We start from the raw sequence: 24032 nt of genomic DNA on the forward strand, positions 1-24032 counted from the left end.
CGAGCCGTGGGGGCACCAGTTTCCCTGTCACCGCAAGGAAAGGGCCGTCCGGCGGCCCGTTCAGGACAACGTTGAAAGAGGCGAGATTATCGTGGTCACCGTGCTGGTAGTACTCATCAGTTATTTATTAGGTTCGGTTTCGTTCAGCATCCTTATTGCCAAATGGGTGAAGGGCATCGACATCCGCAATCACGGCAGCGGCAACGCCGGCGCGACGAACACGCTCCGCGTGCTGGGCAAAGGCCCGGGCATCGCCGTCTTCCTGCTCGATATCGCGAAAGGCGTCGTCGCCGTCATTCTCGGCCTGTACGTCGCAGGCGGCGACTGGGGACCGGTGCTGTGTGGACTAGCCGCGATCGCCGGGCATAATTGGCCGGTCTGGTTCGGCTTCAAGGGCGGCAAGGGCATCGCCACGACGGTCGGGGTCATGGCAACGCTCGCGATCGTGCCGGCGCTGATCGCCGGGGCGGTCGCCATCGCGTCGATCGCGATCACGCGCTTCGTCTCGCTCGGTTCGCTGATCTTCGCGCTGCTGCTTCCGATCTTCATTTGGAACTTCGGCGACAAGCCGCACACGTACGTGTGGGCGAGCCTTGTCGTCTGCCTACTGGCGTTCGTGCGCCACCGGACGAACATCGTGAAGCTGCTGCAGGGCAAAGAGAACAAGCTCGGCGCTAGAAAAGGGTAAGGGAGGCGCGCATATGACGGAACGTAAAGCGGCGGTACTCGTCGCCGGCAGCTGGGGAACGGCGCTGGCCTCCGTGCTGGCGGACAACGGCTACGACGTCGCCCTGTGGACGCGCAACGAGGCGCAAGCCGACGAAATCAACACGCGCCGGACGAACGGCCGTTACTTGAAGGATGCGGAGCTGCCGGCGAATATCGCGGCGACGACGGACATGGCGCAAGCCGTTGGCGGGGCGGAGCTGGTGCTGTTCGTGGCGCCGTCCGCCGCCATGCGGGACGTGGCGAAGCAGGCCGCGCCGCATCTTCGCGGGGACGCGGTCGTCGCGCACGCGACGAAGGGCTTCGAGTCCGGTACGTTCAAGCGCATGACGACGGTGCTGGCCGAAGAGCTGAAGACCGACGTGGGACGGCTCGTCGTCCTCTCGGGCCCGAGCCATGCCGAGGAAGTCGTCCGCCGGCTGCCGACGACCGTCGTCGTCGCGTCCGCGAGCCTGGACGCGGCCGAATTCGTGCAGGACGCGTTCATCACCCCGCATTTCCGCGTCTACACGAACAGGGACGTCGTCGGCGTCGAAGTCGCCGGCGCGATCAAGAACATCATCGCCCTCGGCGCCGGCCTGTCGGACGGCCTCGGCTTCGGCGACAACGCCAAGGCGGCGCTGCTGACGCGCGGTCTGGCGGAGATCAGCCGGCTCGGCATCGCCATGGGCGCCAATCCGCTCACGTTCGCGGGACTCGCCGGCGTCGGCGACCTCGTCGTGACGTGCACCAGCCGGCACAGCCGCAATTGGCGCGCGGGCGCGATGCTGGCGGAAGGCACGTCGCTCGACGACGTCCTGAGCCGGATGGGGATGGTCGTCGAAGGCGTCCGGACGACGAGCGTCGCCCGCGAGATCGCGCAGCAGTACGGCGTGGAGATGCCGATCACGGAGCAGCTCTTCCAGGTGCTGTTCGCGCGGAAGCCGGCGCGCGACGCGGTCGAAACGCTGATGGGCAGAGGCCGCACGCACGAGACCGAAGAATCCGCGGGCATATAGCCTACACCAACATTGGCCCTCCTTCATAAACTGCTAGCAGCAACCTGTTGCAGGTGGCACGCGAGTTTTTACGCCGTCAGAAGCGTGGAGGAGGGAAACGATGAGCGGCAAGAAGGATATAGCCAAGGACGTACTGAGCGCCGTGAACAAGAAGACCGGCAAGAACATTACCGAGAACGCGGTCAAGAAGCTTGCAAACGGCGTCAATGAAAATACGATGCAGGACGAAGACGAATTGCGCAAGCTGATTAAATCCGTCTCGACGATGGCCAAAGTCCCCGTCTCGGAAAAAACGATCAACGACATCGTGGGTGCCGTCAAAGCGAGCGGCATGAGCATCACCAACATGGAAATGCTGATGAAACTTATGCTCAAGAAGTAACCTTTCGGACTTCCGCAACAGGCGACCGGCATTGCCGCGTGCAGTGCCGCCATCGCGTTGGACGGGAGTCTTTTTTCTAGGTATGCCCATCGTTCGCCCGGCGCAAAAGTAGCCCATTCATCGCCGCTAGTGTATAATAAAGCGAATATCGGGTGTACAAGGTGGTAGAAGTTGTCATGGATCCAATGATGAAGATGTGGGTGTCGCTCGTGGGCATCGGCTTGATGGCGGCGGCCGCCGTTCTGGTGACGCTGGCCCGTTTCAAGACCAAAGGCTTTTTGCGGATGGCGCTGTCGCTGGCCGCGTTTCTGTTCCTCGTAATCGGCGGATTTCTCGGACTGATCTCCATCATGTAGCCGCACGCAACGAACTTACGGAGAGAAGAGAGGAAGATGGGCCGATGCTGGAATTGAAGAGCCGCACGAAAAGCATGACGGTCGAGGCGGAAGCGGGCTTGACCCTGCTCGACGCCGCGATCAAGCATAATTTGGACTGGGCGTTCTCCTGCACGCGGGGAACGTGCGCCAGATGCCGCTGCCTGGTCGAAGAAGGCGCGGAGTTTCTGGAAGAGGTCACGGACGAGGAATGGGACCGCCTGGAGCCGGAAGAACTGGAGGAAGGCTACCGGCTGGCCTGCCAAGCCGTCGTGAAAGCCGGAGCCGGCTCCATTAAAGCGGCGAACCGGCCGTACTTTTAATGGAAGGGCGGGCTTCGATGGACAACGCCGAGCCGCTCCTCCGAGCAATCTTAATCATCGCCCGCGCCGCGGCGCCTGCCGGCGCGCGATGGCTGATCGGCGGCAGTACAGGGCTGCTGCTGCGGGGGCTGGAGCTCACGGTGCCGCCCCGGGACCTGGATCTTTACGCGGACGACGAAGCGGCCGGAATCATGCACGAGGCGCTTCGCGCTTACGCCGTGGACGAACCGCAATTAAGCGTGAGCCCGATCTATCGTTCGGTGCTCAGCCATTATAACGTGTCGGGCGTACAAGTCGAGCTGGTCGGCGGGTTTGTCGTCGAATCAGGCCCGAACCGCTACGCCGTGGAAGTCGAGAACGTGCTGAACCCGCTGCGGACGCCGGTCGCGGTCGGCCCTTATACGGTCGGCGTGGCGCCGCTGGCGCACGAGCTATGGTTCAACGTGCTGCGGGCAAGAGAAGACCGGGTGGCGCTGATCGCCGCTCGCATGCGGAAGGAACAAGACCTTCATACGGATGCCCTCAGGCTGATTGCCTCCAGGAATCGCTTGTCTGCGGAATTGCGGCAACACGTATCGCAGCTACTGATGTGAACGAGATGAACGAGGGAAGCAGGGATTCCGGTGAATGTGGAAATTACGTTCCTTCCTTCCGGACGAACCGTCATGGTGCGCGCGGGCACGACCGTGCTGGACGCGGCCAGGAAAGCAGGCGTGCCGATCCGCACGCGCTGCGACGGCAAGGCGGCCTGCCTCATGTGCAAAGTGGCGCTTCCCCACAGTTCGGCCGGGCTGACGCCTCCGAACGACAACGAGCGCCGCAAGCTGGCGGGACTCGACCGCATGGGGACAAGGCTTGCTTGCCAGACCCGGGTATTCGGGCGCGCAATCGTCGAAGTGCCTGAAGATCCGTTTCGCGCAGCCGTCCGGAAACAGATGATGCGCCAAGCGGAAGACGATGAATTATGGTAGGAGGATAAACGGATCATGAAAGGCTTTAGAAGCGCGGCGGCGGCCCTCGTGCTCGTCTGCACGGCCGTTCTGCTGTCCGGCTGCCTGTATCCGCGGGACCGGCTGGAGCAGAACCAGAAGCCGCCGAAAGACGCCATTTTAAACGTGCAAACGATCGTCGATCAATTTCAGAAGGATACGGGGCTCCTGCCGATCCAGAACAGCGACGAGCAGACGCCGGTTTACGAGAAATTCAAAGTCGATTTCGACAAGCTGCAGCGGATGAACTACCTGTCCGCGGTTCCGGCTTCGGCGTACGAGAAGGGCGGAAGCTACTACTATCTCGTGATCAACGAGGAGAAAGACCCGACCGTCAAGCTGATGAATCTCGTAATCTATCAGAAGGTCAACGACCTTCAGGCGTCCGTCAAAGCTTACGCCGGCGCCCACGGCGGCAAATTGCCCGCGGGCCAGCAGCTGTATCCGTCGTTCGCGGCCATCGACTTCAAGGCGCTGGGCGTCAAAGACCCCGAGCTGCGAAGCGTCTTCACCGGCAGCGTCCTGACGGCCATGACGGACCCGGACGGTACCGTCTACCTGGATTACGGTCCGGATCTCACGCAGCAGTTGGGCAAGCTCCCGGGCGGCGAAAAGCCGGAGCCGAACGCGGATCTGCGGCCGCTGCTCGTCGACGGGTCGGATTTCGTGCCGGTCAAATCGCCTCTCTACAAGCTCGTGAACGGCGAGCCCCAAGCCGTCCTGAAATAGCCCAAGCTCCCATCGCGCAACGACTCGCTCCTGCTCTCGCGGCAGGAGTTTTTTTGCCGTCCAGGCATAGCTTAGGCCGTACTTTCATATATCTCAATCTTGGAAGGTCAATCCGCGCGAAGCTCGCGAAAATCGAAAGATTTCACTCTCCGGTCGTCATAAACATGAGACAGTCGCAATAAGCTATTACTAGTCCAAAATCATGTACGAGTTGCGTCGCTTGCCTTGGGCCATCGGCAGGCGGGTAGCGGCGAAACCTGACGACAACCACCAGGAGGAAAGCAGCAGTTACGGTACGTCCATGTACAGGCGAAATACGATTGGGAGGGGATATTCAGTGGAGAAAGTGGACATTTTCAAGGACATTGCCGAACGAACCGGCGGGGATATTTACCTCGGCGTCGTCGGTGCGGTCCGCACGGGCAAATCAACCTTCATCAAGCGGTTCATGGAGACGGTTGTGCTGCCGAACATCACGAACGATGCCGATCGGGTGCGCGCTATCGACGAATTGCCGCAGAGCGCGGCGGGCAAGACGATCATGACGACGGAGCCGAAATTCGTGCCGAACCAGGCGGTGCAGCTGCGCGTGGCCGAAGGGCTCGACGTCAACATCCGGCTGGTGGATTGCGTCGGCTATGCCGTCGTCGGCGCCAAGGGCTACGAAGACGAGAACGGTCCGCGCATGATCACGACGCCGTGGTTCGAAGAGCCGATTCCGTTCCAGGAAGCCGCGGAGATCGGCACGCGCAAGGTCATTCAAGAACATTCCACGCTCGGGGTCGTCGTCACGACGGACGGCACGATCGCCGAAATTCCGCGAAGCTCGTACATCGAAGCCGAAGAACGCGTCGTGAACGAGTTGAAGGAAGTCGGCAAGCCGTTCGTGCTGATCGTCAACTCGACGCGTCCGAAGAGCGACGAAGCGCTTCAACTGCGCAGCGAGCTGCAGGCGAAGTACGATATCCCGGTCATCACGCTCAGCGTGGCGTCCATGGGCGAAGAAGAAGTCATGTCCGTGCTCCGCGAGGTGCTCTACGAGTTCCCGGTGCACGAAGTCAACGTCAACCTGCCGAGCTGGGTCATGGTGCTGAACGACAACCACTGGCTGCGCTCGAATTACGAGAATTCCGTCCGCGACACGGTCAAGGACATCCGCCGCCTGCGCGACGTGGACCGCGTCGTCTCGCAGTTCATGGAATACGAGTTCATCGCGAGGGCAGGCCTAAGCGGCATGAACATGGGCCAAGGCGTGGCGGAAATCGATCTGTACGCGCCGGATGAATTGTACGACCAAATCCTCATGGAAGTGGTCGGCGTCGAAATCCGCGGCAAGGATCACCTGCTGCAGCTGATGCAGGATTTCGCCCATGCCAAGCGGGAATACGACCGGTTCGCGGAAGCGCTCGAAATGGTCAAGACGACGGGCTACGGCATCGCGGCCCCGACGCTGGCGGAGATGGCGCTCGACGAGCCGGAGCTGATCCGGCAGGGCTCCCGCTTCGGCGTCCGCCTGAAGGCGACGGCGCCGTCCATCCACATGATCCGCGTCGACGTCGAGTCCGAATTCGCGCCGATCATCGGCACGGAGAAGCAGAGCGAGGAGCTCGTGCGTTACCTGATGCAGGACTTCGAGAACGACCCGATCAAGATCTGGGAATCGGATATATTCGGCCGGTCGCTCCATTCCATCGTCAGGGAAGGCATCCAAGGCAAGATCGCCATGATGCCGGACAACGCCCGTTACAAGCTGCAAGAGACGCTCGGCAGAATCATCAACGAAGGATCCGGCGGCTTGATCGCCATCATCCTGTAAGCGCGAAGAGGCACGCAGCCGGCGTGTCTCTTTTTGCGTTGTCCGGGATTCCGAGATTCCTTTCATTGTCAGTTTTACCGGGAAACGCGTCCGAAATGCGAAAAAACCGCGCAAATGCCGCGATTCTTCCGCGGAAACGCGCGATTCCTCTTGAAATCGGATAGGCACCTGTATTACTATAAATCTGTTCTAGGTTCAGCATGCAGGAATTGCACATACCGGAATTTCTTCTCACCGTCGCCTGCAGGTATAATTTCCGGGGTTTCGGTAAAACAGAATGATAATGATGTGCCTTTTAACTGCCGACGGGGGAGGTGAAAGAATTGAACAAAACGGAACTGATTGCGAAAGTAGCCGAATTGACCGACCTTTCCAAAAAAGACGCGTCCAAAGCGGTTGACGCCGTATTTGACGTGATCTCCGATTCGCTGCAAGGCGGCGACAAAGTCCAACTGGTGGGCTTCGGCAACTTCGAGGTGAAGAGCCGCGAAGCGCGCAAGGGCCGCAACCCGCAAACGGGCGAAGAGATCGACATCCCGGCCAGCAAAATCCCGTCTTTCAAAGCCGGCAAGTCTCTGAAAGACCTGGTTTCCAAATAAGGTACGGCCAATGCCGTCGGCTGACGCCCGAATGCTCAAGCATTCGGGCGTTTCTCGTCCCGCGGACGCGCCGAGTTTCGCCGCGGACGATCTATTGACAAGTGTAAGCATTTCCAGTAGACTGTGTTTTGCGGTTCCCGGTAGGGGCGGCCGTAAGACTTGTCGGGTGTTAGCTCAGCTTGGTAGAGCGCTACCTTGGGGTGGTAGAGGTCGCCAGTTCAAATCCGGTACACCCGACCAATTCTCATACGCAAGCGACGGCTGCCGTCTCGAATTGCCATGTTCGAGGGCAGTTTTTTAAATACCGGGGACACGGGGGCTTTGCGCGTTCCGCAGTATAAGATTCACCGAATAAGAGGAGGCCCGTCCAGATGTCGGAACGAAATGACGAGTATATCGTCGTGAAAGCCAAGGCGCAAGGCGTGCAGGTCATCGGCCTGACGCGCGGACAGGATACGAAATTCCATCATACCGAGAAGCTCGACAAGGGCGAAGTGCTCATCTGTCAGTTCACGGACCATACGTCGGCCATCAAGATCCGCGGCAAAGCGACCATTATGACCAAATACGGCACGGTGGATACGGACGTCGAGTGAAAAGCAGGCATAGCCTGCTTTTTTAGTTTGTACACTAAAAGAAGCAGGATATTCTGTGTGCGAAGGACGGATGCCACATGCCGCAATGGAAAGGGCTGCTCGCGGCCTGCGCCGCGACGCTTGCCGTCACGCTGCTGATCACCGCGCTGCCGGCGGCCGACCGCCGGATGAAGGAAGGGGCGGGCGACGTTTCCGTGTTCCGGCCCGTGCCGGTCAAACGGCTCAGTTCCGACACCATCGTCGATACGATGCTCGGTTTGAATTTGTCGCTGAAGGTGAAGAAGGTAGCATGGAACGGGTCCGTGCTCACCGTGGATTTAGCGGATGAAGAATATGGGAATGCTGTAGACGGCGGGATGGACGACCTGCGGCGCCTGTTCGAGTTCGCGTTCAACCGGACCGATAACGTGAGCCGGGTGCTCGTCCGGTTCGTGGCGCCGCTTCAGCCCGAGTCGGACGAGGCGCGGAGCGACGTCCGGGTGGTCGCGGCGGTGGATGTCCGGCGCACGGACGCCTGGTTGTCCACAGAACTGTCAAACTTAAGCGCCGCGAGGCCGTTTCAGGACGAAATCTGGCGCCAGCGCCTGCGTTTGTCGGGGTCGCAGTTGTAGCGAAACGACAAACATAGTGCTATAATTATTTAGATTATAAAGCAGCTAACCTTTGCTGTTTGTCCGGAGGCTAGGCCAATGAAACCTTACAAAGTTCCCGAGATCGCCAAAAAGTACGTCGATTACGATATGATTCAAGCCCATACGGAGCTGCCGGCGTTTCCCGATTCGCGGGCCAGGCTGCTCTTTACGTTTCTTTCGAATCAACGTACGCCGCTGCTTCACAGCGAACTGTACACCTTGGTCGTCTCGCTGGTGCAGCTGGGCATGGACACCCACGACTTGATCGACGAATCGGGACGCGTCGCCGAGAAGGAAATGCGCTCGCGCCAGTTGAAGGTGCTCGCGGGCGACTATTACAGCAGCCGGTTCTACCAGCTGCTGGCCCAGGCCGGCCAAGTCGGCATGATCCGCCGGATCAGCAACGGCGTCTGCGAAGTGAACCGGCTGAAGGTCAACTTCTACATGAAGATGAAGCAGCTGAAGCTGACGGCCGAAGACTACTTGAACCAATGCGCGCAGATCAGGACGGAGCTTTTCACGGTCTTTACGGACATTTTGGACGACCGGATGGCGCGCGTCTGGACCGAGCTGCTGCAGGGAGTGGGCCGCTGCGAGGTCGTCCTGGACGAGCTGAAGCGCAGCGACAAGCCGGAACGCTTCGGCGGCAGCTGGGGGTATTGGCACGTGCTTCACGTCGGAACGGACGAAGAGAAGCGCAAGCTGGCCGACGATCCGCAGGAGCCGTCGCTCGCGGCGTCATTGCTCGCGGCGTACGATATCCGCGCGGAGCTGGCCGAGAAGCTGCGGCAGTCCGTCGCGGCCGTGCAATCCGTCATCGCGCGCCTGGATTCCGACAAGCTCGTGCGCGAACTTCAGCAGATCGGAGAGACGTTCCTGCGTCCGCTCCTCCCGGCGGCTTCGGCTTCCGCCCTCAACGAGAGAAGGTAAGGTGACAGACTGTGCAATCCAAATCGAAAGAACAACACGTGCACGACGTGTTCGAAAGCATCGCGCCGAAGTACGATCTGATGAACGACCTGCTCAGCTTTCGCAGGCACAAGGCATGGCGCGCCTTCACGATGCGCAAGATGAACGTGCAGCCGGGCCAGACCGCGATCGATCTGTGCTGCGGCACGTGCGACTGGACGATCGCGCTCGCCCGCGCCAGCGGGAGCGGCGCGATCGTCGGTCTCGATTTCAGCCAAAACATGCTTGACGTCGGCGCCCAGAAGGTTCGCAAGGAAGGACTCGACCGGCAAATTTCCCTGCATCAGGGCAACGCGATGTCGCTTCCGTTCGAAGACAACCGGTTCGACTTCGCGACGATCGGCTTCGGCCTTCGGAACGTGCCGGACCTGGAGCAGGTGCTGCGCGAAATGAAGCGCGTCCTCAAGCCCGGCGGCCAAGTCATATGCCTGGAATTGTCCAAGCCCATTTGGCAGCCTTTCAAATCGGTCTATTATTTTTATTTCGAACGTATTTTGCCGGCGCTCGGCAAGCTGTTCGCCAAACGGTACGAACAGTACAAATGGCTTCCGGAATCGCTTAAGGCGTTCCCGGATTCCAACCAGCTGGCGGATAAATTCCGTGACATCGGTCTCCGAAACGTGCATGCTTATCCGCTGACGGGAGGCATCGCGGCATTACACACGGGGACGAAGGGAACGGACAAGGGATGATACGCAAAACTCGCATCATATTGGAAATGATCAAGGTGGAACATACGGTGTTCGCGCTGCCGTTCGCTTTCATGGGCGCGCTGATCGGCGCGGTGATGATGGAGCACCGGCTGCCGAGCTGGGCGGAGATCTTCTGGATTCTGCTCGCGATGGTCGGTGCGCGCAGCGCGGCGATGGGCATTAACCGGGTCGTCGACCGCGTGATGGACGCCAAGAACCCGCGCACCGCGAAACGGGCGATTCCGGCCGGGCTGCTGAAAGCCGGCGAGGTCGTCGTGTTCATCGCGGTGTCCTTTGTCGTGCTGTTCATCGCGGCTTCGCAGCTCAATTCGCTGTGCGTGAAGCTCATGCCCATCGCGGTATTGTTCCTCGTGCTCTACTCGTACACGAAACGGTTCACCTGGCTGTGCCACGTGGTGCTCGGCATCACGATCGGCCTCGCGCCGCTCGGCGGGTGGATCGCCGTTACCGGCGCGTTCGATCCGGCGGTCTGGGTGCTCTACGGCTCGGTCGTCTGCTGGCTTGCCGGCTTCGATATCATTTACGCATGCCAAGACTTCGAATTCGACCGCCGCGAAGGCGTCTATTCCATTCCGGCCCGCTTCGGGCTGGCCGGCGGCTTGCAGATCGCCCGCGGCTTTCATCTATTGACCGCGGCCGGATTCATTTCGTTATATTGGTTGACGGATCTAGGTTGGATTTATTTGATCGGCGCGATCGCATCGGTCGGCTTCCTCTGGTATGAACATATGCTCGTGAAGCCCAACGATATCAGTCGGGTGCAAACGGCATTTTTCACGATGAACGGCTGGCTCAGCATTACGATGTTCGCGTTCACGCTGTTGGATTTGGTGGTGCTGCATCCATGGTAACCGAAACAAAGCCCCGCAAGCGCTGGGTCGTCGGCATAACGGGCGCGAGCGGCTCCGTCTACGGCATCCGGCTGATTCGCAGCCTTCTCGATTGCGGCGTCGACGTGCATCTCGTCGTGACGGAAGCGGGCTGGCGGGTGCTGAAGGAAGAACAAGGCTGGGATACGACGAAGCGCCAGGCCGCGCTGGCCGCGCATTTCCCCGAAGCGGCGGAATCGCGGGCGCTGACGCTGCATCCGAACGCCGACATCGGCGCCTCCATCGCGAGCGGCTCGTTCCGCGTGGAAGGCATGATCATCATGCCTTGCTCGATGGGGACGCTGGCGTCGATCGCGCACGGCATCTCCGACGATTTGATGACGCGCGCCGCGGATGTTATGCTGAAGGAAAGCCGCAAGCTCCTGATCGTCCCGCGGGAGACGCCGCTGCACGCCATTCATCTGGAGAACATGCTGACGCTGGCCAAGCTCGGCGCCAAAATCATCCCGGCGATGCCGGCGTTTTATTACGGTCCGCAGAGCATGGACGAGATGGTCAACTTCATGGTCGGGAAAGTGCTGGATCAAATTCCGTTGGAGCACGAGCTGTACAGAAGATGGGGAGATGATCGGCATGGAGACTAGCCGCCCGCTTACGGTCGGCCGCATCGACTACGCGAACGTATGGCCGATCTTCCATTACGCGGAGGAGCGGCTGCCGACGGAGCGGTTCCGCATCGAGAAGCGGGTGCCGGCCGCGCTCAATCGCGCCTTGAAGCAGGGCGAGATCGACATTACGTCAATGTCCTCCTTCGCCTACGCGGAGCATGCGGACCGGTACCTGCTGCTGCCGGACCTGTCCGTCAGCGCGAAAGGCCGCGTCAATTCCATCCTGCTCTTTTTGAAGAAACCGCTCGAGGACGTGCTGACGGGCCGGATCGCCATGACGGCGACCTCCGCCACGTCGGTCAATTTGCTTAAAATTTTGATGAAGCTGTATTACCGCGCCGAACCGTCCTACGTGACGATGGAGCCTTCCCTCGACGACATGCTGGCCGAAGCGGACGCCGCGCTGTTGATCGGCGATACGGCGATCCACGCTTCCTGGGCCAACAAAAGGAAGGACAGGGGGCTTGCCGTCATCGATCTCGGGGCGCTCTGGAACAGCTGGACCGGCTACGGGATGACCTTCGCGCTGGTCGCGGTGCGCAAAGAGGTCGCCGAACGCGATCCCGAAGCGGTAACGGACGTGCTTCGCGCCTTGACCGCGAGCAAGGAGCGGAGCCTGCGCGACCTGAAGCCGCTCGTGGACAAGGCGTGCGCGCAGCTGGGCGGAGAGCCTTCTTATTGGGACCGCTATTTTCGCGAGTTACACTACAATTTCGGATCGGACGAGCAGGCGGGCCTGTCGCTGTACTTCGATTACGCGCACCAGCTGGGATTGCTGCCGCACGAAGTACGGATGCGTTTTTTCGAGGACCACGCGGCTCTTAAGGTGAAGAACGAATGAAACTACTGGACATTTACGCCAAAATGAAAGGCGACCTGGACGCGATCGAAGGCCAGCTGGCGCGCAGCGTCACGTCGGACCACGCGCTGCTGACCGATACCTCCACGCATTTGCTTAAAGCGGGCGGAAAGCGCATCCGCCCCGTGTTCGTCCTGCTGTCCGGCAAGTTCGGCACGTACGAGCTGAGCGTGCTGGAGCGGGTTGCGGTGCCGCTCGAACTGATCCACATGGCGTCGCTCGTGCACGACGACGTCATCGACAACGCCGAAACCCGGCGGGGCCAGCTGACGGTCAAGTCCAAATGGGATAACCGGATCGCGATGTATACCGGGGATTACATATACGGCAAGGCCCTCGCCATCGTGACGGAGCTGGAAAACCCGCAAATCCACCAAATCTTGTCCGGCGCCATGGTGCAGATGTGCATCGGGGAAATGGAGCAGATCCGAGACTTCTTCAACACGAAGCAGTCCGTCCGGAATTACCTGCTCCGCATCCGCCGCAAAACGGCGATCCTGCTCGCGATCAGCTGCCAGCTCGGCGCGATCGCTTCCGGCGCGGACCGCAAGACCGCGAACGCCCTGTACCGGTTCGGCTACAACGTCGGCATGGCGTTCCAAATCCGCGACGACCTCCTCGACCTGCTCGGCACCGAGAAGCAGATCGGCAAGCCGCCGGGCTCGGACATCCGGCAGGGCAACATCACGCTGCCCGTGCTGCTCGCGCTGAGGGAATCGGCGAACGCCGAGGAGCTCCAGGCGGAGATCGACAACATCCAGTCCTCGAACGGAGCAGGGGAAACGAAGCGCGCGTTGAACATTATACGGAAGAGCGCCGGCATCGCGATCGCCGACAAGTTGGCGACGCGGTACATCGCCAAGGCGATCGAAGCGCTCGCCGGGCTGCCGAACATTCCGGCGAAGAAGAATTTGACCGATATCGCGCATTTCGTGGGAAAACGAAACTACTGAACGCGCCTGGGAGGGAACTCGAGTGGAAAGAACATTTCTGATGGTCAAGCCGGACGGCGTGCAGCGCGGCTTGATCGGCGAAATCGTATCGCGCTTCGAACGCAAGGGACTTAAGCTGGTTGCCGCCAAATTCATGCGCATCACGCCGGAAATCGCCGAACGCCACTATGCCGAGCACGTCGGGAAGCCCTTCTATCCGCCGCTCGTCGAGTTCGTGACGTCGAGCCCCGTTTTCGCGATGGTGTGGCAGGGGGATAACGTCATCGGCCTTACGCGCGCCATGATCGGCAAGACGAACGCCCTGGAAGCGGCCCCCGGCACGATCCGGTCCGATTACGCCGTGCACACGAACTTCAATCTCATTCACGGCTCGGATTCGCCGGAAAGCGCCGAGCGGGAGATCGGGATCTTCTTCGAGCCGCACGAGCTGTTAGATTATACGCAGACGATCGGGCAGTGGGTGTAGTCCTACCTGCCCGATTTTTCTGCATTCACGGGGGATCATACCTTGGAAGACAAGGACTTTTCGCTCTTTATCGAACGCATTAAGGGGAAGACGGCCATCGACCTGTCGCTCTACAAGGAAGCGCAGATGAAGCGCAGGCTGACGACGCTTCGGCAGAAATACGGCTTCGAGACGTTCGAAACCTATTATCGCGAGCTGGAACGGGACGGCAAGCTGATGGACGAATTTCTGGACCGGATGACGATCAACGTGTCCGAATTTTGGCGCAATCCCGGCCGCTGGGAAGCGATGGAGCGGAAGTTTCTTCCGGAGCTGCTGAAGCAGGGCGGACGGGTGAAGATCTGGAGCGCCGCCTGCTCGACCGGGGAAGAGCCGTACACGCTGTCGATGATCGTGCATGCGCTCGGCGCGCAGGACCGGGTCTCCATTCTCGCCACGGATTTGGACGGCGCCGTCCTGCAGAAAGCGGTACAGGGCGTCTATCCGGAGCGGTCCGTCCGCGACGTGCCGCATGCGTATCGGTCCGATTATTTCGTGCCGCACGGCCGGGGCGAAGTCGCGGTCGCGGACAAGCTGAAGACGATCGTCGCATTCAAGCGGCAAAACCTGCTGAACGATCCGTTCGACGGCGGCTTCGATATCATCGTCTGCCGCAACGTCATGATCTATTTTACCGAGGAAGCCAAGCACGGGCTGTACCGGAAGTTCTCGCGGGCGCTCAAGCCCGGCGGGCTGCTCTTCGTCGGGAGCACGGAGCAGATCTTCTCGCCGGGGCAGTACGAGCTCGAATCGGCGGAGACGTTCTTCTACCGGCGGCGGGCGTAAGACGCGCGTCTTCCGGACGGGTATAGGAATTTCCAGCTTCACCAATACTATGCGTATCGCAATCCATTCGCATAGGAGGTGCAGCATGGACAAACGCAAAGTGATTTTGGCGTACAAGCGCGGGTTTATCACCGTCCAGGAATGCGCCCAAATCCTTGGCATCGACACGGGGCAAATGAAGGGGCTCATGAACGACCCCGAATTGTCCGCGGATCCGCAAGCTTTGCGTGGCAAACAATCCGCCAACGGATAAGCCGGCACCGGCCGTCCGAACGCCTTCCCAAGAGGCGTTTCGGGCGGTTTTTTGCTGTTTCGGCGGCCTTTTGGCGCCCGTTGCGATTTCTTGTCAAACCGCGGACGCTATACTATAATGAGCAAAGATATTCGAGGGAGACCATGTAGTTCCGAGATCGGGCTTCGCGGCGTTCGGGATGAGAGAGGAGCTTTACGTTGAGTTTACGCTATTTGACGGCAGGAGAAACGCACGGCCCGCAGCTGACGGCCATTATCGAGGGGATGCCGAGCAACCTGCAGCTGGACTTCGAAGAACTGGATTTTCAGCTGCAGCGGAGACAGAAGGGCCACGGCCGGGGGCGCCGGATGCAGATCGAGAAGGACGCGGCCAACATCGTCGGGGGCGTGCGCCACGGCCGCACGACGGGGGCGCCGATCGCGCTGGTCGTCGAGAACAACGACTGGAAGCATTGGACGAGCGTCATGAACATCGCACCGATCGAGGGCAGCGACGAGGAGAAGCGCCGCGTGCACCGGCCGCGTCCGGGCCATGCCGATCTGAACGGCGGTTTGAAATACAATTTGACGGATCTGCGCAACGTGCTGGAGCGGTCCAGCGCGCGCGAAACGGCGGCGCGCGTCGCCGTCGGCGCGGTCGCCCGGCAGTTCCTGGCGGCGTTCGGCATCAAAGTCGGCGGCCAAGTCATCCGCATCGGGGAAATCGAAGCCCCGGCGAACGATCTCCCGCTGGACGAGCTGATCCGGCTGACGGAGGAATCGCCGGTCCGCGTCGTCGATAAGGAAACGGAAGCGAAAATGACCGCGTACATCGACCAAATCAAAGCGGAGGGCGATTCCATCGGCGGGATCGTGGAATGCATCGTGGAAGGCGTGCCGGTCGGGCTCGGCAGCCACGTGCAGTACGACCGCAAGCTGGACGGCCGAATCGCGCAAGCCGTCGTGTCGATCAACGCGTTCAAGGGCTGCGAGATCGGCATCGGCTTCGAGGCGGGCACGATCCGCGGGTCGCAGGTGCACGACGAGATCCTGTACGACGAGGAGCGGGGCTACCATCGCCGGACGAACCGGCTCGGGGGCTTCGAGGGCGGCATGACGAACGGCGAGCAGATCGTCGTGCGCGGCGTGATGAAGCCGATTCCGACGCTGTACAAGCCGCTGCAAAGCGTGGACATCGACACGAAGGAGCCGTTCACGGCGCAGGTCGAACGTTCCGACAGCTGCGCGGTGCCCGCGGCGAGCGTCGTCATGGAGCACGTCGTGGCGTGGGAAGTGGCGAAGGCGTTCCTGGAGAAATTCGGCGGGGACTCGATGGAAGAAATCCGCGCGAACTACGACAACTACCTTGCGCAAGTGAGGCGTTACTAATGGGCGGCGCGCGCAAGCTGACCGTCGACCTCGGCGAACGGTCCTATCCGATCTACATCGGCGAAGGACTGTTGGACGAAGCGGGCGTGCGGCTCGCCGAGCACGGAATCAGCAAAAAATCGCCGCTGCTGATCGTGACGGATAACCGTGTCGCGGAGCGGCATTTGGGACGCTTGGAAGCCTTGCTGCGCGAGAGCGGATTCACGGTCGCTTCCGCGGTCATTCCTTCCGGCGAAGCGTCGAAGTCGCTCAGCCGCCTGGAGGAGCTCGTCGGCGCGGCGCTGGAGCGCGGGCTCGACCGCAAGTCCGCGGTCGTCGCGCTCGGCGGCGGCGTGGTCGGCGATTTGGCCGGCTTCGTGGCCGCGTCGTATATGCGCGGGATCAAGTTCGTCCAAATTCCGACGACGATCCTGGCGCATGACAGCAGCGTCGGCGGCAAGGTCGCCGTCAATCATCCGCTCGCGAAGAACATCATCGGCGCGTTCCACCAGCCGGAGCTGGTGCTCTACGATCTGGATACGCTCCAGACGCTGCCGGAACGCGAAGTGAAGGCCGGCCTGTCCGAAGTCGTGAAGCACGGCTTGATCTGGGACGCCGAGTTCGTCGCGTGGTGCGACGCCAACGCGGAGAAGCTGCTGGCGCTGGATCCGGAGGCGCTCGGATACGCGCTCTACAAGGGCTGCAGCGTGAAGGCGGCGGTCGTGTCGAAGGACGAGCGGGAGAACGACCTGCGCGCCATTCTCAACCTCGGCCATACGATCGGCCACGCGCTCGAGGCGGTAGCCGGCTACGGCGAGCTGCTGCACGGCGAAGCGATCGCCATCGGCATGGTGGGGGCGGCCCGTCTGGCGGTCCGGCTCGGCGCGCCGGAAGACGTCTACCGCGTGACGAAGCGCGTGCTCGCGCGCGTCGGATTGCCCGTCCGGCTGCCGTCGCACCTGGACACGGACGCGATCATGAGCGCGATGATGCACGACAAGAAATTTCAAGAAGGCGCGATCACGTTCATCGTGCCCGTCGCCGTCGGCAAGGTGGAAATCAATAAATCGGTATCGACCGCCCTCATTCGCGAGATCGTGGAAGAGCTGAAACAGGAGGCCGTCGAGGCATGAGTGTAAGAGGAATACGCGGCGCCATTACGGTGGTCGTCAACGAAGAACAGCCGATCCTTGAGGCAACGGCGGAATTATTGAACGGCATCGTGAGCGCCAACCGCATCGAGCCGGCCGAAATCGCCAGCGTGTTCGTCACGGTGACCGGCGACTTGGACGCGACGTTCCCGGCCCGGGCCATCCGCGCGATGGACGGCTGGGACCTCGTACCGCTGATGTGCGCGTTGGAAGTGCCGGTGCAAGGAAGCTTGGAGAAATGCATCCGGCTGATGGTGCTCGTCAACACGGAGTTGACCCAGGAGCAGGTCGAGCACGTGTATTTGGGCGGCGCGAAGGCGCTTCGCCCGGATTTGGCCAAAGCCTAAACAGCGGCGGGATTTTCGGGATTGACGGCAGCAAGAACGCTATTGTATAGTTAATAGCAGATTAGTGAAGTACCCAGTAGAGCCGAGCAGCAGTACAGTGAGTTGAGATGAGTAGAGCCGAGATGAGCGTAGTTTAGTTGAGCGAGAGCGTTGAAGATAGCGTGCAGGGGCGATTTATCATGCCTGCGCTTATTTTCCCTATTTCGTTCACACTCATTTTACCATCTTCCAACACACGTTAACTCCTGCGAAAGCAGGAGTTTTTTATTTTTTCGGAGAGAAAAGGGGAGACGGGACATGAACCACGAGCTGCAAAACGTCATCCGGCAGGCCGGGACGTACAACCTCATTCCGATCGTGCGGCATGTAATGGCGGACACGGAGACGCCGATTCGGATCTTTCAGCATTTCTACCGCGAGAACCGCGCGTTTCTGCTGGAAAGCGTGGAGGGCGGCGTCAAGTGGGCCCGTTACTCGTTCATCGGCACGAATCCGTTCATGTTCATCCGCGGGAAGAACGGCGAGATGGTAATCGAACGGGACGGGGAAACGACGGTGCTTCGCGAGAAGCCGATCGAACTGCTGAAGGCGCATTTGCGCGCGTACCGCAGCCCGGCTGTCGCGGACCTGCCGCCGTTCACGGGCGGCGCGATCGGATTTTTCGGCTACGACCTGCTGCAATATTACGAGAAGCTGCCGGCCCACCGGATCGACGATTTGCAGATGAACGACTTGCAGTTCATGTTCTGCGACCAAGTCATCGTGTTCGACCACTTCAAGCAGCAGGTGCAGGTGATCGGCAACGTGCACATTCCGGAGGGCGCGACGGATGCCGTCATCGAAGCGCGTTATGCGGAAACGGTCGGACGGATCGAGGCGGCGATCGAGCGGCTGCAGCAGCCGACCCCGACGACGCTGATGGCGGGCGGCGCGATTCCCGCCGAGCCGGAGCTCGGCGAGATTTCATCCAACCTGACGAAGGAGCAATTCTTGGCGAACGTCGAGAAGTCGAAGGAATACATCCGCGCCGGCGACATCTTCCAGGTGGTGCTGTCGCAGCGCTTCAGCATCGAAACGGACGTCGATCCGCTTCATGTCTACCGCGTGCTGCGCACGATGAACCCGTCCCCGTACATGTATTACCTGAAGATGGACGACGAAGTCATCGTCGGCACGTCGCCGGAAGCGCTCGTGAAGGTCGACGGCGAACGCGTCGAGACGCGGCCCATCGCCGGCACGCGGCCGCGCGGGAAGACGCCGGAGCAGGACTTGGCGCTGGAGAAGGAGCTGCTCGCCGACGAGAAGGAGCGCGCGGAGCACCTCATGCTCGTCGATCTCGGCCGCAACGATATCGGCCGTGTCTCCGAATTCGGCACCGTCCGCTGCGACGCTTACATGGAAATCGAGCGGTATTCGCACGTCATGCATATCGTTTCCAACGTATCAGGCAAATTAAGAGAGGACCGCGACTTTTTCGACGCGTTCGTCTCGTGCCTGCCGGCGGGTACCGTGTCGGGCGCGCCGAAGCTGCGGGCGATGGAAATCATCGCCGAGCTCGAGAACGAAGCGCGCGGCGCCTACGCGGGCGCGATCGGTTACCTCGGCTTCGGCGGCAACCTGAACACGTGCATCACGATCCGCACGATGATTTTCAAGAACGGCAAGGCGTACGTGCAGTCCGGCGCGGGGATCGTTTGGGATTCCGTCCCGGAAAACGAATACACGGAAACGATGAACAAAGCGATGGCGCTGCTGAAAGCGGTCCGCGTGGCCGAAGCGGCTTTCCCGCAGCCCGGGCGCCAGGCGAGCATGATCAACATGGACTATTACGCGAACGCGAAAGGATGAGCGGACGATGACGGTGACAAATGAAATCATGACGATGCAGCGCGCGCTGAATCAGCTGATCGGCGGCGCCGACTTGTCCCGCGAAGAGGCGCGCGGCGTGATGGACCTGATCATGAGCGGCGAGGCGACCGGCGCGCAAATCGGCGCCGTCGCGACGGCGCTTCGTTTCAAAGGCGAGACGCGCGACGAAATTACCGGCTTCGCGGAAGCGATGCGCGCCCATTCCCGCCATGTGGCGACCGAACGGAACGGCTTGCTCGACACGTGCGGAACGGGCGGCAGCGGCATTCATAAGTTCAATATTTCCACGGCATCGGCGATCATCGCGGCCGCCGCCGGCGTGCGCGTCGCGAAGCACGGCAACCGGGCCATGTCCGGCAAATCCGGCAGCGCGGACACGCTCGAGGCGCTCGGCGTCAACATTGCGCTTACCGAAGAGCAGGCCGCCCGCTGCCTCGACGCGATCGGCATCTGCTTCATGTTCGCGCAGCTGTATCATCCGTCCCTCAAGCATGCGGCGGCGCCGCGCCGGGAGCTCGGCTTCCGGACGATCTTCAACATGCTGGGCCCGCTGACGAATCCGGCCGGCGCGGACCGGCAGCTGCTCGGCATTTACGACCGGTCCAAGACGGAAACGATCGCGGCGGTGCTCGGCGATCTCGGCCTGAGACGCGCGATGGTCGTCAGCAGCCATGACGGCCTCGACGAAATCAGCATTTCGTCGGCGACGCAGGTATCGGAGCTGCAAGGCGGTTCCGTGCGGACCTACACGCTGACGCCGGAGGAGCTCGGGCTGCGCACGCACGCGCTGTCCGACATCATCGGCGGGGACGCGATCGAGAACGCGCGGATCATCCGTTCGATCTTCGATCGCGAAGAATACGGCGCTTACCGCGACATCGTGCTCGCGAACGCCGGCGCCTGCATCTTCGTCGGCGGCGGGGCGGGATCGCTCCGCGAAGGCGTCGAGGCGGCGAAGACGGTGATCGATTCCGGCGGCGCGGCGGCGAAGCTGCGCCAATTGATTGAAACGACAGGAGCGATGAGCTATGTTTCTTGATAAAATCGTGGCCACCAAGAACAACGAAGTGGAGCGTCTGGCGGAAGCGTTCTCGCTGGCCGAGGCCGAGCGCCGGATCGCCGCGCTTCCGGCAACCCGCGGCTTCGAGCGCGCGCTGGCCGGCAGGACGAACCGGCCGGTCGGCTTGATCGCCGAAGTGAAGAAGGCGTCGCCGTCCAAAGGGCTGATCCGGGCGGATTTCGAGCCCGTCGAATTGGCGAAGACATACGCGCAAGCGGGAGCGGACTGCCTCTCGGTGCTGACGGACGCGGATTATTTCCAAGGCCGCAACGAGTACTTGACCGCGGTGTCCGGCGCCGTCGGCGTTCCGCTGCTGCGGAAGGACTTCACGGTCGACTACCGGCAAATCTACGAAGCGCGGCTCATCGGGGCGGATGCGATCCTGCTCATCGCGGCGATCTTGCGTCCGGCGCGGCTGTCGGAGTTCTACGACATCGCGCGCTCGATCGGGCTCGACGTGCTGATCGAGGTGCATGACGAAGAGGAGTTGGAGGAGGTCCTCGGCTTGGGCAAGGCGATGCTCGTGGGCATCAACAACCGCAACTTGCATACGTTCGAGACGGACCTGCGGACGACGGAGCGGCTGATCCGCCTCGTGCCGGACGGCGTGACCGTCATCAGCGAGAGCGCCATCGGGACGCCGGAAGATATCGCGTTCGTCCAAGCGTGCGGCGCCAAAGGCGTGCTCGTCGGCGAGTCGCTCATGCGCCAGGCGGACGTCGGCGCGGCGGTCGAGCGGCTCATGGGGCCGGTGAGCGCAGGATGACGGAACCGGAGCAAGGAAGCGCGCGCAGGACGCGCGTCAAGATTTGCGGCCTGCGCGACGCGGCGACCGTGCGGGCGATGGACGGACTGCCGATCGACGAGGTCGGCTTCATCTTCGCGAAGAGCCGGCGGCAGGTCGCGCCGGAGCTGGCCGCGGAGCTGATCGCCGGCGTGCGGCGGCTGCGCAACGCGGAGGGCATCGCGCCGCGGACGGTCGGCGTGTTCGTGAATCCGACGCTCGACGATCTGCGCGAGACGCTGCGGATCGCCCCGCTCGACGTCGTGCAGCTGCACGGAGAGGAATCGCCGTCGTTCTGCGAGGAGGCGAAGGCGGCATTCGGGATCGCGGTGTGGAAGGTGCTTTCCGTCACGCCGGAAGACGGCGCCGATCCGGACTCGGACGGCCCAAGGCGGCTGCGGCCGTACATCGGCAGCGTGGACGCGTTCCTGATCGACACGGCGGGCGGCGGAACGGGCAAGACGTTCGCGTGGCCCGTCATCGACCGCTACCAGGAGGCGGCGGGCGGCGTTCCGCTCTATGTCGCGGGGGGACTTCAGCCCGATAATGTGGTAGAGTTAGTGAGGCGTTATTCGCCCGGCGGCGTGGACGTATCGAGCGGCGTTGAGACGGAGGGCCTGAAGGACATGACGAAAATCAGACTTTTTGCGGAAAGGGTGCAAGGCGTATGACGCAAGTTCCGGACGAGAACGGGCGCTTCGGCAAATTCGGCGGCCGATACGTGCCAGAGACGCTGATGAACGCGCTGATCGAGCTGGAGGAGGCGTATAAGCATTACTCCAAGGATCCGGATTTCATCGCGGAGATCCGTTATTTATTGACCAAATATTCGGGACGTCCGACGTCCCTCTATCACGCGCAGCGGCTGTCCGAGCATCTCGGCGGCGCGCAAATCTATTTGAAGCGCGAAGATTTGAACCATACCGGCGCGCATAAGATCAACAATACGATCGGTCAAGGCGTGCTGGCCAAGCGGATGGGCAAAACGAAAATCATCGCCGAGACCGGCGCGGGCCAGCACGGCGTCGCGTCGGCCACGGTGGCGGCGCTGCTCGGCCTCGAGTGCAAAGTGTTCATGGGCGAAGAGGATACGAAGCGGCAGGAGCTGAACGTATTCCGCATGCAGCTGCTCGGCGCCGAGGTCGTGCCGGTCACGTCCGGCACGCGCACGCTGAAGGACGCGTGCAACGAGACGCTCCGCTACTGGGTCAGCCACGTCGACGATACGTACTACATCCTCGGTTCCGTGACGGGGCCGCACCCGTATCCGATGATGGTCCGCGACTTCCAGCGCATCATCGGGGACGAGACGCGCGAGCAGATCCAGAAGGAAGCGGGCCGCCTGCCGGATTACATCGTCGCCGCGGTCGGCGGCGGCAGCAATGCCGCGGGAATGTTTTATCCGTTCGTCGGAGACGCTTCCGTGAAGCTGATCGGCGTAGAAGCGGCCGGTCGCGGGGTTGACACCGAGGAGCACGCGGCGACGATGACGAAGGGCCGTCACGGCGTGTTCCAAGGCTCCCTCAGCTACGTGCTGCAGGACGAGTACGGCCAAGTGCAGCCGGCGCACTCGATTTCCGCGGGTCTCGATTACCCGGGCATCGGACCGGAGCATGCGTACTTGAAAGACTCCGAGCGCGCGACGTACGTGCCGATCACGGACGCGGAAGCGCTGGAGGCGCTGCAGCTGCTGTCGCGGACGGAAGGCATCATCCCGGCGCTGGAATCCGCGCATGCGATCGCGCAGGTGATGAAGCTGGCGCCGACGCTGGGCAAGGACCAGATCGTCGTCGTGAACCTCTCCGGCCGAGGCGACAAGGACGTCCAAGCCATCATGGGCTATCTGGAAGGAGGCTTGGCATAATGGCGATCCGTCTCAATGAAATCGACGAGGCGTTCGGCCGCCTGCGCGAGGAAGGGAGCACCGCGCTCATTCCGTTTCTGACGATCGGCGACCCCGACCTGGACACGTCGGTCGACATTATCGCCGCGCTGGAGCAGGCGGGCGCGGACATGATCGAGCTCGGCGTGCCGTATTCGGACCCGCTCGCCGACGGACCGGTCATCCAGCGCGCTTCGGAGCGGGCGCTCGCCGGCGGGCGCGTGACGCTCGCGGACTGCATTCAGGTCGCCGAGAACGCGCGCAACGCGGGCGTGAAGCTGCCGTTCATCTTGTTCTCGTACTATAATCCCGTGCTGCAGTACGGCCTGGACCGGTTCTTCGAGCTCGTGACGGCCAAAGGCATCAGCGGACTTATCATTCCCGATCTTCCCATCGAAGAAGACGCCGAGCTTCGCGCGAGAGCCGAGGCGGCGAACATCCATCTCATCCCGCTCGTCGCGCCGACGTCGAACGACCGCGTGACGCGCATCTCGGCCAAAGCGCGCGGCTTCGTGTACTGCGTGTCGTCCCTTGGGGTAACGGGCGTCCGGTCCGATTTCCATCAGGGCATCGACGAGTTCTTGGCGACGGTTCGCCGCGCGACGGACACGCCGATCGCGGTCGGCTTCGGCATCTCGAGCCGCGAACAGGTCGAGCGGTTCGGCAAGCAGGCCGACGGCGTCATCGTCGGAAGCGCCATCGTCCGCAAGATCGAGGAGGCGCTGCCGCTGCTCAAATCGCCGGGCACCAAGCAGGAAGGCCTTGCGCAAATCCGCGACTTCGTCCGCGAATTGAAAGGCTGAGCGGACGGCTTTCGAACGTGATCCAACCTCCGGGGCTTCGCGGCTGTCGGAGGTTTTTTGGCGTTCGTCCGTACGAGGGCGAGAGAACGC

30 protein-coding genes and 1 tRNA gene are annotated in these 24032 nt (G+C 61.7%); all 31 read left to right on the top strand.

Translation table 11 applies throughout. From position 1 onward, the window contains the following. Positions 1 to 88 precede the first annotated feature (88 nt). The 31 genes from plsY (at position 89) to trpA (ending at position 23942) form a co-directional block, all read left to right on the top strand. Complete coding sequence (gene plsY / locus I8J29_RS07720; RefSeq protein ID WP_090638746.1) at positions 89 to 688, top strand: glycerol-3-phosphate 1-O-acyltransferase PlsY; 600 nt, start codon at positions 89 to 91, stop codon at positions 686 to 688. Positions 689 to 701: 13 nt separating this feature from the next. Beyond that, entirely contained in the window at positions 702 to 1724 is a 1023-nt protein-coding gene (locus I8J29_RS07725) for an NAD(P)H-dependent glycerol-3-phosphate dehydrogenase (protein WP_208847043.1), read from the top strand. A gap of 100 nt (positions 1725 to 1824) precedes the next feature. Continuing rightward, positions 1825 to 2106, top strand: coding sequence for a stage VI sporulation protein F (locus I8J29_RS07730; protein WP_208847044.1), 282 nt, complete (start codon positions 1825 to 1827; stop codon positions 2104 to 2106). 176 nt (positions 2107 to 2282) lie between these two features. Continuing rightward, positions 2283 to 2462, top strand: coding sequence for a DUF2768 family protein (locus tag I8J29_RS07735; protein ID WP_208847045.1), 180 nt, complete (start codon positions 2283 to 2285; stop codon positions 2460 to 2462). Between the two features lie 44 nt (positions 2463 to 2506). Beyond that, on the top strand, positions 2507 to 2803 hold the full coding sequence (locus I8J29_RS07740; RefSeq protein WP_090637873.1) for a 2Fe-2S iron-sulfur cluster-binding protein: 297 nt from the start codon (positions 2507 to 2509) through the stop codon (positions 2801 to 2803). A 17-nt stretch (positions 2804 to 2820) separates the two neighbouring features. Continuing rightward, on the top strand, positions 2821 to 3396 hold the full coding sequence (locus I8J29_RS07745; protein ID WP_208847046.1) for a nucleotidyltransferase family protein: 576 nt from the start codon (positions 2821 to 2823) through the stop codon (positions 3394 to 3396). 30 nt (positions 3397 to 3426) lie between these two features. Beyond that, positions 3427 to 3774, top strand: a complete 348-nt coding sequence (locus tag I8J29_RS07750) for a 2Fe-2S iron-sulfur cluster-binding protein (protein WP_208847047.1) — start codon at positions 3427 to 3429, stop codon at positions 3772 to 3774. A gap of 15 nt (positions 3775 to 3789) precedes the next feature. Beyond that, a complete protein-coding gene (locus I8J29_RS07755) occupies positions 3790 to 4521 on the top strand; it encodes a hypothetical protein (RefSeq protein ID WP_208847048.1) in 732 nt (243 codons plus the stop codon). A gap of 337 nt (positions 4522 to 4858) precedes the next feature. After that, entirely contained in the window at positions 4859 to 6337 is a 1479-nt protein-coding gene (gene spoIVA / locus I8J29_RS07760) for a stage IV sporulation protein A (RefSeq protein WP_090637865.1), read from the top strand. A 323-nt stretch (positions 6338 to 6660) separates the two neighbouring features. After that, positions 6661 to 6936 (top strand): HU family DNA-binding protein, encoded by a 276-nt coding sequence (locus tag I8J29_RS07765; protein WP_090637862.1) that lies wholly within the window; start codon positions 6661 to 6663, stop codon positions 6934 to 6936. Positions 6937 to 7099: 163 nt separating this feature from the next. Further along, a tRNA-Pro gene (locus I8J29_RS07770) sits at positions 7100 to 7176 on the top strand. A 131-nt stretch (positions 7177 to 7307) separates the two neighbouring features. Continuing rightward, positions 7308 to 7532 (top strand): trp RNA-binding attenuation protein MtrB, encoded by a 225-nt coding sequence (mtrB, locus tag I8J29_RS07775; protein WP_090637859.1) that lies wholly within the window; start codon positions 7308 to 7310, stop codon positions 7530 to 7532. Between the two features lie 77 nt (positions 7533 to 7609). Further along, positions 7610 to 8143 (top strand): hypothetical protein, encoded by a 534-nt coding sequence (locus I8J29_RS07780; protein WP_090637857.1) that lies wholly within the window; start codon positions 7610 to 7612, stop codon positions 8141 to 8143. 78 nt (positions 8144 to 8221) lie between these two features. After that, positions 8222 to 9094, top strand: coding sequence for a heptaprenyl diphosphate synthase component 1 (locus I8J29_RS07785; protein WP_208847049.1), 873 nt, complete (start codon positions 8222 to 8224; stop codon positions 9092 to 9094). An 11-nt stretch (positions 9095 to 9105) separates the two neighbouring features. Next, a complete protein-coding gene (locus I8J29_RS07790; RefSeq protein WP_208847050.1) occupies positions 9106 to 9825 on the top strand; it encodes a demethylmenaquinone methyltransferase in 720 nt (239 codons plus the stop codon). Next, complete coding sequence (locus tag I8J29_RS07795; RefSeq protein WP_208847051.1) at positions 9822 to 10697, top strand: UbiA-like polyprenyltransferase; 876 nt, start codon at positions 9822 to 9824, stop codon at positions 10695 to 10697. Before I8J29_RS07790 ends, I8J29_RS07795 begins: the two co-directional genes overlap by 4 nt. Continuing rightward, on the top strand, positions 10691 to 11320 hold the full coding sequence (locus tag I8J29_RS07800; protein WP_208847052.1) for a UbiX family flavin prenyltransferase: 630 nt from the start codon (positions 10691 to 10693) through the stop codon (positions 11318 to 11320). Before I8J29_RS07795 ends, I8J29_RS07800 begins: the two co-directional genes overlap by 7 nt. Next, on the top strand, positions 11310 to 12185 hold the full coding sequence (locus I8J29_RS07805; protein ID WP_090638744.1) for a menaquinone biosynthetic enzyme MqnA/MqnD family protein: 876 nt from the start codon (positions 11310 to 11312) through the stop codon (positions 12183 to 12185). Before I8J29_RS07800 ends, I8J29_RS07805 begins: the two co-directional genes overlap by 11 nt. Further along, a complete protein-coding gene (locus I8J29_RS07810; RefSeq protein ID WP_090637843.1) occupies positions 12182 to 13156 on the top strand; it encodes a polyprenyl synthetase family protein in 975 nt (324 codons plus the stop codon). Before I8J29_RS07805 ends, I8J29_RS07810 begins: the two co-directional genes overlap by 4 nt. 22 nt (positions 13157 to 13178) lie before the next feature. Continuing rightward, on the top strand, positions 13179 to 13622 hold the full coding sequence (gene ndk, locus I8J29_RS07815) for a nucleoside-diphosphate kinase (RefSeq protein ID WP_208847053.1): 444 nt from the start codon (positions 13179 to 13181) through the stop codon (positions 13620 to 13622). A 42-nt stretch (positions 13623 to 13664) separates the two neighbouring features. Beyond that, the gene (locus I8J29_RS07820) at positions 13665 to 14447 is read left to right on the top strand and encodes a CheR family methyltransferase (protein ID WP_208847054.1); all 783 of its coding nucleotides are present in this window, start codon (positions 13665 to 13667) and stop codon (positions 14445 to 14447) included. An 85-nt stretch (positions 14448 to 14532) separates the two neighbouring features. Continuing rightward, complete coding sequence (locus I8J29_RS07825) at positions 14533 to 14700, top strand: hypothetical protein (protein ID WP_177222035.1); 168 nt, start codon at positions 14533 to 14535, stop codon at positions 14698 to 14700. Between the two features lie 197 nt (positions 14701 to 14897). Beyond that, entirely contained in the window at positions 14898 to 16067 is a 1170-nt protein-coding gene (gene aroC / locus I8J29_RS07830) for a chorismate synthase (protein WP_208847055.1), read from the top strand. Beyond that, entirely contained in the window at positions 16067 to 17179 is a 1113-nt protein-coding gene (gene aroB, locus I8J29_RS07835) for a 3-dehydroquinate synthase (RefSeq protein ID WP_208847056.1), read from the top strand. Before aroC ends, aroB begins: the two co-directional genes overlap by 1 nt. Next, on the top strand, positions 17176 to 17544 hold the full coding sequence (gene aroH, locus I8J29_RS07840) for a chorismate mutase (RefSeq protein ID WP_208847057.1): 369 nt from the start codon (positions 17176 to 17178) through the stop codon (positions 17542 to 17544). Before aroB ends, aroH begins: the two co-directional genes overlap by 4 nt. 297 nt (positions 17545 to 17841) lie before the next feature. Then, positions 17842 to 19392: an anthranilate synthase component I gene (trpE, locus tag I8J29_RS07845; protein WP_208847058.1), complete on the top strand. Its 1551-nt coding sequence runs from the start codon at positions 17842 to 17844 to the stop codon at positions 19390 to 19392. Positions 19393 to 19399: 7 nt separating this feature from the next. Then, positions 19400 to 20452: an anthranilate phosphoribosyltransferase gene (gene trpD / locus I8J29_RS07850; RefSeq protein ID WP_208847059.1), complete on the top strand. Its 1053-nt coding sequence runs from the start codon at positions 19400 to 19402 to the stop codon at positions 20450 to 20452. After that, on the top strand, positions 20442 to 21239 hold the full coding sequence (gene trpC / locus I8J29_RS07855; RefSeq protein ID WP_208847060.1) for an indole-3-glycerol phosphate synthase TrpC: 798 nt from the start codon (positions 20442 to 20444) through the stop codon (positions 21237 to 21239). Before trpD ends, trpC begins: the two co-directional genes overlap by 11 nt. Further along, positions 21236 to 21928 (top strand): phosphoribosylanthranilate isomerase, encoded by a 693-nt coding sequence (locus tag I8J29_RS07860; RefSeq protein ID WP_208847061.1) that lies wholly within the window; start codon positions 21236 to 21238, stop codon positions 21926 to 21928. The genes trpC and I8J29_RS07860 overlap by 4 nt, the downstream gene beginning before the upstream one ends. After that, complete coding sequence (trpB, locus tag I8J29_RS07865; protein WP_208847062.1) at positions 21925 to 23121, top strand: tryptophan synthase subunit beta; 1197 nt, start codon at positions 21925 to 21927, stop codon at positions 23119 to 23121. Before I8J29_RS07860 ends, trpB begins: the two co-directional genes overlap by 4 nt. After that, the gene (trpA, locus tag I8J29_RS07870) at positions 23121 to 23942 is read left to right on the top strand and encodes a tryptophan synthase subunit alpha (protein WP_208847063.1); all 822 of its coding nucleotides are present in this window, start codon (positions 23121 to 23123) and stop codon (positions 23940 to 23942) included. The genes trpB and trpA overlap by 1 nt, the downstream gene beginning before the upstream one ends. Positions 23943 to 24032 lie beyond the last annotated feature (90 nt).

The organism is Paenibacillus artemisiicola (assembly GCF_017652985.1).
In the GTDB taxonomy this organism is placed as follows: Bacteria; Bacillota; Bacilli; order Paenibacillales; family Paenibacillaceae; genus Paenibacillus_Z; species Paenibacillus_Z artemisiicola.

What these genes read in the sequence shown, in the direction of transcription:
- I8J29_RS07725 (WP_208847043.1), top strand. Translation starts at nt 702, where the DNA reads ATGACGGAACGTAAAGCGGCGGTACTCGTCGCCGGCAGCTGGGGAACG.
- I8J29_RS07730 (WP_208847044.1), top strand. Translation starts at nt 1,825, where the DNA reads ATGAGCGGCAAGAAGGATATAGCCAAGGACGTACTGAGCGCCGTGAAC.
- I8J29_RS07735 (WP_208847045.1), top strand. Translation starts at nt 2,283, where the DNA reads ATGGATCCAATGATGAAGATGTGGGTGTCGCTCGTGGGCATCGGCTTG.
- I8J29_RS07740 (WP_090637873.1), top strand. Translation starts at nt 2,507, where the DNA reads ATGCTGGAATTGAAGAGCCGCACGAAAAGCATGACGGTCGAGGCGGAA.
- I8J29_RS07745 (WP_208847046.1), top strand. Translation starts at nt 2,821, where the DNA reads ATGGACAACGCCGAGCCGCTCCTCCGAGCAATCTTAATCATCGCCCGC.
- I8J29_RS07755 (WP_208847048.1), top strand. Translation starts at nt 3,790, where the DNA reads ATGAAAGGCTTTAGAAGCGCGGCGGCGGCCCTCGTGCTCGTCTGCACG.
- mtrB (WP_090637859.1), top strand. Translation starts at nt 7,308, where the DNA reads ATGTCGGAACGAAATGACGAGTATATCGTCGTGAAAGCCAAGGCGCAA.
- I8J29_RS07780 (WP_090637857.1), top strand. Translation starts at nt 7,610, where the DNA reads ATGCCGCAATGGAAAGGGCTGCTCGCGGCCTGCGCCGCGACGCTTGCC.
- I8J29_RS07785 (WP_208847049.1), top strand. Translation starts at nt 8,222, where the DNA reads ATGAAACCTTACAAAGTTCCCGAGATCGCCAAAAAGTACGTCGATTAC.
- I8J29_RS07795 (WP_208847051.1), top strand. Translation starts at nt 9,822, where the DNA reads ATGATACGCAAAACTCGCATCATATTGGAAATGATCAAGGTGGAACAT.
- I8J29_RS07800 (WP_208847052.1), top strand. Translation starts at nt 10,691, where the DNA reads ATGGTAACCGAAACAAAGCCCCGCAAGCGCTGGGTCGTCGGCATAACG.
- I8J29_RS07805 (WP_090638744.1), top strand. Translation starts at nt 11,310, where the DNA reads ATGGAGACTAGCCGCCCGCTTACGGTCGGCCGCATCGACTACGCGAAC.
- I8J29_RS07810 (WP_090637843.1), top strand. Translation starts at nt 12,182, where the DNA reads ATGAAACTACTGGACATTTACGCCAAAATGAAAGGCGACCTGGACGCG.
- I8J29_RS07825 (WP_177222035.1), top strand. Translation starts at nt 14,533, where the DNA reads ATGGACAAACGCAAAGTGATTTTGGCGTACAAGCGCGGGTTTATCACC.
- aroB (WP_208847056.1), top strand. Translation starts at nt 16,067, where the DNA reads ATGGGCGGCGCGCGCAAGCTGACCGTCGACCTCGGCGAACGGTCCTAT.
- aroH (WP_208847057.1), top strand. Translation starts at nt 17,176, where the DNA reads ATGAGTGTAAGAGGAATACGCGGCGCCATTACGGTGGTCGTCAACGAA.
- trpE (WP_208847058.1), top strand. Translation starts at nt 17,842, where the DNA reads ATGAACCACGAGCTGCAAAACGTCATCCGGCAGGCCGGGACGTACAAC.
- trpD (WP_208847059.1), top strand. Translation starts at nt 19,400, where the DNA reads ATGACGGTGACAAATGAAATCATGACGATGCAGCGCGCGCTGAATCAG.
- trpC (WP_208847060.1), top strand. Translation starts at nt 20,442, where the DNA reads ATGTTTCTTGATAAAATCGTGGCCACCAAGAACAACGAAGTGGAGCGT.
- I8J29_RS07860 (WP_208847061.1), top strand. Translation starts at nt 21,236, where the DNA reads ATGACGGAACCGGAGCAAGGAAGCGCGCGCAGGACGCGCGTCAAGATT.
- trpB (WP_208847062.1), top strand. Translation starts at nt 21,925, where the DNA reads ATGACGCAAGTTCCGGACGAGAACGGGCGCTTCGGCAAATTCGGCGGC.
- trpA (WP_208847063.1), top strand. Translation starts at nt 23,121, where the DNA reads ATGGCGATCCGTCTCAATGAAATCGACGAGGCGTTCGGCCGCCTGCGC.